The following is a 10,063-nucleotide window of genomic DNA, read 5'->3' on the forward strand; positions in this document are numbered from 1 at the left end:
AGCACGTGGCCGCCGATTACGACGAACTGCGCTCCGACGTCAAGGAAACCCAGAACAGCACACTAGAGGCTGTGAAGTCCGTCAGTGCACCCGACCCGCGCAGCGTGGTGAGCGAGCTCGACGTCGACGAGAGCGGCGAGAGCGGCAGCATGCCCGGCGGGGAGTTCGTCGCCGAGGAACTCACGGTGCAGGTCATCCCGCAGGGCGAGGACGAGTTCGTCTGCCAGTCGTGCTTCCTGGTCCGGCACCGCTCCCAGAAGGCTCTGGAGAAGGACGGGCTCGCCTACTGCCGGGACTGCGAAGGCTGATCCTCCAAGCGGCCCTTCCGCGAGCTTCCCGGTCTCGATTCCCGGCGTGCGGGTAAAGGACAGCCATGAATGCACGCTCTGTCCCCACTGCCGGCACCTCGGCTCGGGCCGCCACCGCCCGCCTCCGCACGTGGACAATGCTCGCGGCGGGTGTCGCCGCCGCCGTCCTCATCGGCCTCACCTCCTCGTGGTGGCACGCCCCAGCCGCCGGCTGGGGGGCGGCTGCACTCGTGTACGACATCTGGGTCCTGGTGAGGGTCCTGCCGATGGACGCCGATCAGACCCGGGCACATGCACGCCAGGAGGACCCTCGCCGGGGCACCCGTGACTTCCTCATCCTCTGCGCGAATGCCGCAGCGATCATCGCCGTCATCATGGTCATCGCCTCAGGGAGCCAGTACAAGGGCGCTGCGAAGGTGGGCCTGGCCCTTCTCGCCATCCTCGTAGTAGCAGCGTCCTGGCTCATGCTCCATACCATCTTCATCCTGCGTTACGCCGAGGTCTACTACACGTCAAGACACCCCGGAGGAATCGGGTTCAACCAGGACGAGCCGCCCAAGTACACGGACTTCGCCTACCTCGGATTCACCCTCGGGATGACGTTCCAAGTTTCGGACACCAACCTGACTACCCCGCAGATCCGCACCGAGGCACTCAAGCAGGGCATCCTCGCCTACGTCTTCTCGACTGTCATCCTCGCCGCAACCATCAACCTCGTCATCGGGCTCGCTACCCAGAACAACTGAATTCAGCAACTGCGCCCGAGGCGGTGGTGGCCACCTCGATCTGCATCAGCGAAGCGCTTCCCGTGGACTGCGGTTAGGTGACAGTCCGGCTCCTCCCTGGCCATCAGGGTCCCTTGATCGCTTCGTTCCGGAAGCGTGCCTTCGCTGTCGCCCGCATGATCCCAGTGAGCGCTCCTATTTGCTCAACGGCGCGGACGTGGAGGCGCTCCATCTGGGCGGCGTCGATGCGGCCGTCTTCTTCCGCGAGGAGCTGGAGCGTCTCCCACAGGAGCGATTTCCCTGTCACGGCGCTGATGAGGGACTCCAGCTCGAGCTGAGGGTGGTGGCCGGCGCTGCCGTGGGATGGGTTGAGTGGGGCCAGCTTTGAAGCCTGTTCGCCGACCCACGAGATGGCCTGCTTGTGAACTGGGACCTTCATGCCAAGGGTCTCCACGATCCGCTGGAGCTCCTCGGAGTCCTCCTTGATCTCGTCGGTCAGCCTCGTCATGGTGGGGCCGTAGGGGGTCCCTGTCCATGCCTTGGCCGCCTCTTCGATCAGGTGTTCGCCTGAATTGGCTGCAACCACGTGGTTGTGGAGGTAGCCTGCCAGCACGTCGTCCGAGATCCGGTTCTCGGTCTCCGGTGTATCACTCATCAGTCCTCCTGTGCGCCGTCGGTACGGCTCAGCGTTACCCGATGATGCGGCCGCCCAACCGATTGCCGGTGTGGCCCTGGGCGCCGGTCCTACCCTGGCTGCTAGCTTGAGTGTGTAGAACGGCCTGGGAGGGCCGGCTTCTGGACGGGGGGGACGGACATGGAGAACTACAGGCCGCGCAGCTCGGTTGTACCGACCGCCATCGGTCTCATCCTGCTCTGGCTCGTGGCGCCGGGGGTCGCGGCCTTCGGCTTCCTCATCGCCGGCACCGCGAACCCCGATGCGCTCCGGGTCGCCTTCCCGATCTACTTCCTCGCGGTAGGGATTGGCTTTATCGGGGGCATCTGCCTCCTGGTGAGCACCTTCCGCGCCCTGCGGACCATCGACTTCCTCGGCCGCCGCGAGGCTGCCCGCATGGACGCCGAGGACTACCAGGCGGGCTACGCCCGGCGCTGACCCGAGGCCGGGGCCATCCGGGAGGCTGGGCACGACTGGGCCCTCAGCCACATAGTCAGCCGCCACGGTTAGGTGCCGAGGTGACACCGGGGCGTGAGCCGCTCAAAATGCGCTCACGCGGTGACGGCGGGCCTATCGACGTCTCCTAGGTGTGCCTCAGCGGCCCTTCTCCTCGAGCTTCAGCCCAATGCCGATCGCGAAGAAGGTCGGCGCCCAGTGGCCGACGAAAATGCCCCAGCGGTCGGATTGTGCGCGGTCGTGGTTCGGGTTCATCCGGCTGATGGCCCAGGAGACGAACGAGAATCCGATCGACCCGAACCCGGCCATGTAGGCGTATTCGCTCTTGATTCCCATCTCATGCAGCTTCTCGAGCATGACAGCAACCTCCAGTGTGAGGGGGAAAGATCCGTACGTAATGTCCTTGCCCATTCCCTCCGGCGTGAACCATTCCGGCGAGCGGGCACCGTCATGGCGTCGACCCCGCGCTCACGCCTTGGGCGGCTAGCTCTTGGTGTAGCTGACCACGATGGGCGCTCGGTGCCCTACCCGGGCGTCCTCAGAGAGCCCCTCCGGCAGCGAAGGGGCGGCAAGGGCCCCGACGAGCCCCTGTTCACCAGCTCCCAGGGCCACGAGATCCGGGGGAACAACTTCCGCAAGCGCGTCTTCCAAGCGGGGCGTCGCTGGCCATCTCGGCCGGGGCGATCGTCAAGGCCGTCCAGCACATGCTCGGCCACGCGTCGGCCGCCATGACCCTCGACGTCTATGCCGACCTCTTTGACGACGATCTCGACCGCGTCGCGACGAAACTGGACGCAGCTGCGGCGAATCGAGGCCAGAATGTGGCCACAGAGACCAGAGGCATCGTGACGACCCTACTCTGACGTGGGGATTCTCTCTGAGCCCCCTGCCGGATTCGAACCGGCGACCCTCTGTTTACAAGACAGATGCTCTGGCCAACTGAGCTAAGGGGGCGGGACGCCGCATCGGACGCGCCATACAAGACTACCGGGTCCGCTCGCGAGCCCGAAACCGCGCCGGCGGCCCCTCAGCGCCCAGAGCACCCCGATGCCAAGGCGGCCCGGCCCCCGAGGGGCCGGGCCGCCGTCGTGCGTGAAAGAAGGCGCCACTGGCCTAGGTCAGCCACCGGTGGGGGTCAGCCCTTCGCGGAGATCGCGGCGTCGAGGAACTGGTCGAACGGGGTCTTTGCGGCGTCGCCGACGCCCCACTGCTTGCCGTCCACGTACACGGTCGGCGTGCCGGTCACGCCGGAGGAGGAGGCGAGCTGGGTGTCGTACTTGACCTGCGGCCGGTAGGTCTTGTCGTCAACGGCCTGGCTGATGTCCGCCCCGAGGCCCTTGGCGATGTCCTTGAGCTTCTGGTCGGAGAGGCCAGAGCTGCCCTCGGCGGGCTGCTGCGCGTACAGCGCGGCGAGGAAGTCGGCGTACTTTTCCGGGTGGAAGTTGGCGACGGCCGCCGCGGCGTTCCCCGCACGCGAGGAGTAGTTCGTGGACGACTGCTGGTCCAGGAAGCCGAGCACCCGGTACTCGAGCGTGATCTTGCCGTCGTTGCGCGCCTGGTTGAGCTTGTCCCCGTAGGTGTCCTCGAACTGCTTGCAGATCGGGCAGATGAAGTCGACGTACATGACCACCTTGACCGGCTCGCCCTTCGCGGACGCCTCCACGCCGGGCGCATTGGCGGGCTCGCCGGCAGAGGGCTTCGCCGAGGGCGTAGGCACATCAGAGACGTTGACCGTCCCGGCCGGGACCGTCTTGACGTCGCCGCCCTTGCCGAGAGTCACGCCGCCGTACTGGTTCGTGTTCGCGGCCCGGGGCCCGCTGTCCCCGATCGGCGCGTTCTGCCGCATCGACGTTGTGACTACAAGGGCAACCACCGCGATCACCGCAACGAGCGCGACGACCACCCCCCACCGGATGAGCAGCTTGTTGCGGCGCTCCCGCTTCTGCTGCTCCTCGCGGATCTGGCGGGCCTTCTCGCGTGCGGCGGCGGTGCGCTCTGCCTTGGTCTGTCGTGGCTGATTGGCGGGGCTCATCGTTCCTCGTGATCGGTTCGCGGCGTGCCTTCAGGCACACGGGTGACGGCGACGGGCCCAGTGTAGTGGAGCGCACGCCTCGACCGCGTCCACGCCCACGGCGCACGAGCCCCGTCAGGCTTCCTCACAAGCCAACGTGCCATGATTCCACCGAGTTCCGCGGGAACGGTGTGACGTGCCGCTCAGGGCGCCCCGGGTAGGGTGGGAATATCCACTAGGAGTACCCGAAGGGGCTGATCGTGAGCCAGAGGACAGAACCGACCACGGGAAGGGCCGCGCCTGACCAACAGTATGACTTCCTCGTGGTCTCCAACCGCCTTCCCGTCGACCGCGTGGGCGAGGGCGAGAACTCGGGGTGGCGGCGCTCCCCCGGCGGCCTGGTCACGGCGCTCGCCCCGGTCATGGAGAATTCCGACGGCGCGTGGGTCGGCTGGCATGGGGCCCCCGACGAGGAGGTCAGCCCGTTCGAGGACGAGGGAATCCAGATCCTGCCGGTGCCGCTCTCCACCGATGAGGTCGAGAACTACTACGAGGGCTTCTCGAACGCAACCCTCTGGCCCCTTTACCACGACGTCATCGCGCCCCCGGAGTTCCACCGCGCCTGGTGGGATTCCTACGAGCGGGTCAACCAGCGCTTCGCGAATGCGGCGGCCTCACACGCGGCAGAGGAAGCCACGGTGTGGGTGCAGGATTACCAGCTCCAGCTCGTCCCCGCCATGCTCCGCACGCTCAGGCCCGATCTGAAGATCGGCTTTTTCAACCACATCCCGTTCCCCCCGCAGGAGATCTTTGCGCAGCTGCCGTGGCGACGGCAGGTCCTCGAAGGGCTGCTCGGCGCCGACCTCCTCGGCTTCCAGCGGCCCAACGATGCGGCGAACTTCTCCCGCGCGGCGCGCCGCTACACGCGGGCCACCGGGAAGGGCACGCACCTGAGCGTGAGGGACATGACGCACGACGGCGCCGGCTTGCCTCGTGTGCGCGAGGTGCGGGCCGAGGCGTTCCCCATCTCCATCGACACCGCCCGCATCTCAGAGCTGGCCCAACGCCCGGACATCATCGAGCAGGCCCGGCAGATCCGCCGTGACCTCGGCGACCCCACCACGATCATGCTCGGCGTGGACCGGCTCGACTACACCAAGGGCATCCGTCATCGCCTCAAGGCATACGAAGAGCTCCTCACGGACGGGCGGGTCAAGGTCGGGGACGTCACGCTCATCCAGGTTGCGAGCCCGAGCCGGGAGCGGGTCGAGCAGTACCGGATCCTCCGCGAGGAGATCGAGGGGACGGTGGGCCGGATCAACGGCACGTTCGACACGATGCAGCACACCGCCGTGCGCTACCTCCACCACTCCTACCCCGCCGAGGAAATGGTCGCGCTGTACCTCGCCGCCGACGTCATGCTTGTCACCGCGCTGCGGGACGGCATGAACCTCGTGGCGAAGGAGTACGTCGCCGCCCGCTCTGAGGGGACGGGCGCTCTCGTGCTCTCAGAGTTCACTGGGGCGGCGGACCAACTCCGACAGGCCCTGCTGGTCAATCCACACGATATCTCGGGCCTCAAGGACGCCATCACCACTGCGATCACGCTTCCGCGCGGAGTCGCGACGCGGCGTATGAAGGCGATGCGGCGACAGATCGTGGTCCACAACGTCGAGGAATGGTCCTCGTCATTCCTCGCCCGTCTGAAAGAGGTCTGAGACATGGGCATTGATGAATCCCTCCGCAGCGCGCTCGGACACCTGGCGACGTCGGAAAGGCTGCTCGTGGCCCTCGACTTCGACGGCGTGGTCGCGCCGATCGTGACCCGCGCCGAGGAGGCACGGCCCCTTCCCGCGACCGCAGACGCCGTCGTGCGCCTCACGTCCCTGCCCCGGACCTGGACGGCGTACGTATCGGGGCGCGCCCTCGCAAGCCTCATGGCGGTCGCGAGCCCGGACGTCCGCACACTCCTCATCGGCAGCCACGGCGCGGAGGTCCGCCTCGGTGGCGAGGAGCATCCCGTGACCCTCGACCCGGACCAGCGCGATGCGCTCGAGGTCCTGCACCGCGTCTTCACTGACGTCTCCTCCCAGGCATTTGGCACGTGGGTGGAGGAGAAGCCGGCGGGTCGAGTCCTCCACACAAGGCAGGCCGACCGCAAGGACGCTGCCAGAGCCGTCGAGTCCGCGCGCAAGCAGCTCGCCTCCCGGTCTGATGTCTTCCTCAAGGATGGCAAGGAGGTCCTTGAGGGGTCGGTAGTGCATGCCACCAAGGGCGAGGGCCTGGCCTTCCTCAGGCAGGTCACCGAGGCGGACGCGGTGTTCTTCGCCGGCGACGACGTCACCGACGAGGACGGCTTCCTCGCCTTGGAGGCGGGCGACGTCGGTGTCAAGGTCGGCACCGGGGATACCGCGGCCTCCTTCCGCGTGGGCAGCCCTGAGGACATCGCTGAGATCGTCGCCCTTCTGGCGCAGCTCAGATCGGAGCTGCCTGCCCAACGCACTTCGTGAGCGCTCATTCCACATCGTGGACGTCACGGCGGCGACATTTCCTCGCGCGATGTGATGTGTGCCATACTCCCAGTGTGAGCGAGGGCGCTGCCCCCGATTCTCGGGGTGTGCCAAACTGGCGGCGCCGCAATTCGGCGGCCAGTGTGGCGCTCCCCTTCGCGGGACACAACTGAATAACATGAACCATTCACTACGGATCGTCCGGCACGTACCTGCCGGTGAAGGGATCGATGACTGTGGCTACAGTTACGTTTGACAATGCAACGCGCCTTTACCCCGGCACCGAAAAACCGGCAGTCGACAAGCTCAACATCGAGATTGCGGACGGCGAATTCCTCGTTTTAGTTGGCCCTTCCGGCTGTGGCAAGTCAACCTCCCTGCGCATGCTCGCGGGCCTCGAGGACGTCAACTCGGGCCGCATCCTCATCGGTGACCGCGACGTCACGGACGTCCCGCCGAAGGACCGCGACATCGCGATGGTCTTCCAGAACTACGCCCTGTACCCGCACATGAGTGTCTCGGACAACATGGGCTTCGCGCTCAAGATCGCGGGTGTCTCCAAGGAGGAACGCGCCCAGCGCGTCAGGGAGGCTGCAAAGCTCCTCGACCTTGAGCCGTACCTCGACCGCAAGCCGAAGGCCCTCTCCGGCGGCCAGCGCCAGCGCGTCGCCATGGGCCGCGCGATTGTCCGCAACCCGCAGGTCTTCCTCATGGACGAGCCGCTCTCGAACCTGGATGCGAAGCTCCGCGTCCAGACTCGTACGCAGATCGCCTCGCTGACCCGTCGACTCGGTGTCACCACCGTTTACGTCACTCACGACCAGGTCGAGGCGATGACCATGGGGGACCGCGTCGCGGTGCTCAAGGACGGGCTGCTGCAGCAGGTCGACACCCCGCGCAATCTCTACGACCGCCCGTCGAACGTGTTCGTTGCCGGGTTCATCGGCTCCCCCGCCATGAACCTGCTCGAGCTCCCCGAGGCCGATGGCGGCGTGAAGTTCGGGGGCGCGGTCTACCCGGTTGCGCGAGAGGTGCTCTCGGAGGCCACGGGCTCCACCGTCACGGTCGGTGTCCGTCCCGAGGACCTCCAGACGGCCCCGCAGGGCGAAGGCCTGCAGGTCGAGGTCGATGTAGTCGAGGAGCTCGGCGCGGATGCGTATGTCTACGGGCACACGAATCTGGATGGCCAGAACCACGACATTGTCGCCAGGGCCGACGGCCGTAAGCCTCCGGCGAAGGGCGAGACCATCTGGGTTCGTCCGCAGCAGGGCCACGTCCACCTGTTCGACACCAAGACGGGTGAGCGCCTCGGCGACTGAGACCAAGAAGACGGGCTGAGAACCCGCGCACCTGTTCACAACGCGATGTGCCCGCCGGTCCTCCCCGGCGGGCACATCGCGTTGAAGGGGCCCCACCTCGCACGAACCGCGGAAGAATGGAACCCATGACCGACCAGAGCGCCACCTGGCAGGACGAGCCCACGGACTACGACGAGGTGGGCAAGCTGCCCTGGCGCGATCCGCTAGAGGAGCGGCCGGCCACCCTCAGCTCGCTCAATATCACGGCCGCCGTGGCGGACCCCGAGCTTCTCGACCTCCCCTGGCACATCGCGCTCGAGGACTGGCCCGACGAGTACCTCGCCGCACTCCCCCGCGGCATCTCCCGGCACATCGTCCGGTTCGCCAAACTTGGCAGCTCGGTCATTGCAGTGAAGGAGACCAGCGAGCACGTGGCTCGCCACGAGTACCACATGCTGCGCAAGCTGCAGCGGCTCGATGTGCCGTGCGTGGAGCCGGTGGCCGTCATCCGGGACCGCCACACCCCGGATGGACGGCCGCTTGACACGGCCCTCGTGACCCGACACCTCAAGTTCTCGCTCCCCTACCGCGCGCTCTTCTCGCAGAAGCTGCGTCGGGACACCCTGACGCGCCTCATCGATGCCCAGGCCCTCCTGCTCGTCCAGCTGCACCTTGTCGGGTTCTATTGGGGAGACGTCTCGCTCTCGAACACGCTGTTCCGGCGCGACGCGGGTGCCTTCGCTGCCTACCTCGTGGACGCCGAGACCGGCGAGCTGTACCCGGACCTCTCGACCGGCCAGCGCGAGTACGATCTCGAGATCGCGCGCGTGAACATCGCCGGTGAGCTCATGGACCTCCTCGAGGGCGGGCTCATCGACGAGGAGGTGGACCCGGTCGCGACAAGCGAGCGGATCATGGAGTCCTACCGCAACCTGTGGGCTGAACTCACCGAGAAGGAGTCTTTCGAGCTCGGCGAGAGGTGGCGTGTGGCCGCCCGCATCCGCAAGCTCAACGAGCTGGGCTTCGACGTCGAGGAGTACGTGATCAAGACGACGCCGGACGGCTCGACGATCCAGCTCCAGCCCAAAGTGGTCGACGCCGGCCATCACCAGCGCCGCCTCCTGCGCCTTACCGGCATTGACGCCCAGGAGAACCAGGCCCGCCGACTCCTGAATGACATGGACACGTTCCGCGCCGAGAACTACCCTGGCCAGGATGAGGAGATCAGCGCGCACGCCTGGGTCACGCAGGTCTTCGAGCCGATCGTGAGGGCTATCCCACGGGAGCTCGCGGGCAAGCTCGAGCCGGCCGAGGTCGTCCATCAGGTCCTCGAGCACCGCTGGTACATGTCGGAGCAGCTTGAGCGTTACGTCCCGCTCGCCGAGACCGTCCAGTCCTACATCGACAACGTGCTGCGCCACCGTCGCGACGAGGCCGCCATCATGCTCCATCCCGACACGCAGATGCTCAAGGTGATCGAGCGCGAGGAGGCCCGCCATCGTGAGGAGGAGCTCGAGGGCTGAAGGGGCCGAGCCACGTCAAGCGGCAGCCAGACCAGGCGCTAGCCTTCCTCAGCCGATGGGGCGGGTTGGCCGAAGAAGGCTGCGAAACGCCCGACGATTCTCGGCCACTCGTTGTACTTCGCGAACTGCTCCGCTCCTTCGGCGCCGCGCGCCCAGCCGTCGTGGGTCAGGACCACGAGGGTAACGCCTGGCCCGTCGCTGAACTCCACACGCACCCGCGTCGGTGCGTCCGCGCGCCAGCCCAGCGTCCAGGCCATCTCGAGGAACCGACCCGGCTCCTCGGATGTCACTTCGCCCCACGTCTGCAGCTGCCCATCGTCCCCCTCCTCGCCAACCAGGCCATCCTCGATGAAGACGTGGGTGCCGTCGCCGAACCCGGTGTAGGCCGCGGGCCACCACAGGTGAATGTCATCGACAAAGGCGTTGTAGACGAGGTCACGGGGCGCGGGTATGGAAAGTCGGCAGACGCGCGACGGCGGTGCCTCACCCGCCGCTGCCGCCTCGCCCTCGCTCTGGGGGGCGTGGGAGAACAGGGAATCCATGGGCCGATAGTAGCCCT

At 66.9% G+C, this 10,063-nt stretch carries 12 protein-coding genes and 1 tRNA gene; 8 read left to right on the forward strand and 5 right to left on the reverse strand.

Annotation, left to right across the window (positions count from 1 at the left end):
* Window positions 1-5 precede the first annotated feature (5 nt).
* Together LF262_RS12780 and LF262_RS12785 are read left to right on the forward strand one after the other, a co-directional pair.
* A complete protein-coding gene (locus tag LF262_RS12780; protein ID WP_235780799.1) occupies window positions 6-308 on the forward strand; it encodes a DUF4193 family protein in 303 nt (100 codons plus the stop codon).
* 65 nt (window positions 309-373) lie between these two features.
* Window positions 374-1,054 (forward strand): DUF1345 domain-containing protein, encoded by a 681-nt coding sequence (locus LF262_RS12785; RefSeq protein WP_235780777.1) that lies wholly within the window; start codon window positions 374-376, stop codon window positions 1,052-1,054.
* A gap of 103 nt (window positions 1,055-1,157) precedes the next feature.
* On the opposite strand, the gene LF262_RS12790 is transcribed toward LF262_RS12785, so the two are convergent.
* A complete protein-coding gene (locus LF262_RS12790; RefSeq protein ID WP_235780778.1) occupies window positions 1,158-1,688 on the reverse strand; it encodes a hypothetical protein in 531 nt (176 codons plus the stop codon).
* 159 nt (window positions 1,689-1,847) lie between these two features.
* Here LF262_RS12790 and LF262_RS12795 point away from each other — a divergent pair, with 159 nt between their 5' ends.
* Window positions 1,848-2,144: a hypothetical protein gene (locus LF262_RS12795; RefSeq protein ID WP_235780779.1), complete on the forward strand. Its 297-nt coding sequence runs from the start codon at window positions 1,848-1,850 to the stop codon at window positions 2,142-2,144.
* 156 nt (window positions 2,145-2,300) lie between these two features.
* On the opposite strand, the gene LF262_RS12800 is transcribed toward LF262_RS12795, so the two are convergent.
* Window positions 2,301-2,519 carry a hypothetical protein gene (locus tag LF262_RS12800; protein ID WP_235780780.1) on the reverse strand — a complete coding sequence of 73 codons (219 nt, stop codon included), beginning with the start codon at window positions 2,517-2,519 and terminating at the stop codon, window positions 2,301-2,303.
* A gap of 347 nt (window positions 2,520-2,866) precedes the next feature.
* Here LF262_RS12800 and LF262_RS12805 point away from each other — a divergent pair, with 347 nt between their 5' ends.
* The gene (locus tag LF262_RS12805; protein ID WP_372462775.1) at window positions 2,867-3,025 is read left to right on the forward strand and encodes a hypothetical protein; all 159 of its coding nucleotides are present in this window, start codon (window positions 2,867-2,869) and stop codon (window positions 3,023-3,025) included.
* A 17-nt stretch (window positions 3,026-3,042) separates the two neighbouring features.
* Here LF262_RS12805 and LF262_RS12810 read toward each other — a convergent pair.
* Window positions 3,043-3,116, reverse strand: a tRNA-Thr gene (locus tag LF262_RS12810).
* Window positions 3,117-3,297: 181 nt separating this feature from the next.
* On the reverse strand, window positions 3,298-4,194 hold the full coding sequence (locus tag LF262_RS12815; RefSeq protein ID WP_235780781.1) for a DsbA family protein: 897 nt from the start codon (window positions 4,192-4,194) through the stop codon (window positions 3,298-3,300).
* Between the two features lie 239 nt (window positions 4,195-4,433).
* Here LF262_RS12815 and LF262_RS12820 point away from each other — a divergent pair, with 239 nt between their 5' ends.
* The 4 genes from LF262_RS12820 (at window position 4,434) to LF262_RS12835 (ending at window position 9,504) form a co-directional block, all read left to right on the forward strand.
* On the forward strand, window positions 4,434-5,891 hold the full coding sequence (locus LF262_RS12820; protein WP_235780782.1) for an alpha,alpha-trehalose-phosphate synthase (UDP-forming): 1,458 nt from the start codon (window positions 4,434-4,436) through the stop codon (window positions 5,889-5,891).
* Window positions 5,892-5,894: 3 nt separating this feature from the next.
* Window positions 5,895-6,683 carry a trehalose-phosphatase gene (gene otsB / locus LF262_RS12825; RefSeq protein ID WP_235780783.1) on the forward strand — a complete coding sequence of 263 codons (789 nt, stop codon included), beginning with the start codon at window positions 5,895-5,897 and terminating at the stop codon, window positions 6,681-6,683.
* A 236-nt stretch (window positions 6,684-6,919) separates the two neighbouring features.
* Window positions 6,920-8,002, forward strand: a complete 1,083-nt coding sequence (locus LF262_RS12830; protein WP_235780784.1) for an ABC transporter ATP-binding protein — start codon at window positions 6,920-6,922, stop codon at window positions 8,000-8,002.
* A 125-nt stretch (window positions 8,003-8,127) separates the two neighbouring features.
* Window positions 8,128-9,504 carry a DUF4032 domain-containing protein gene (locus tag LF262_RS12835; protein WP_235780785.1) on the forward strand — a complete coding sequence of 459 codons (1,377 nt, stop codon included), beginning with the start codon at window positions 8,128-8,130 and terminating at the stop codon, window positions 9,502-9,504.
* A 38-nt stretch (window positions 9,505-9,542) separates the two neighbouring features.
* On the opposite strand, the gene LF262_RS12840 is transcribed toward LF262_RS12835, so the two are convergent.
* The coding region (locus tag LF262_RS12840) for an SRPBCC domain-containing protein (RefSeq protein ID WP_235780786.1) at window positions 9,543-10,063 on the reverse strand (521 nt) is incomplete at its 5' end.

This window comes from Sinomonas notoginsengisoli (assembly GCF_021554725.1).
Lineage (GTDB): Bacteria > Actinomycetota > Actinomycetes > Actinomycetales > Micrococcaceae > Sinomonas > Sinomonas notoginsengisoli.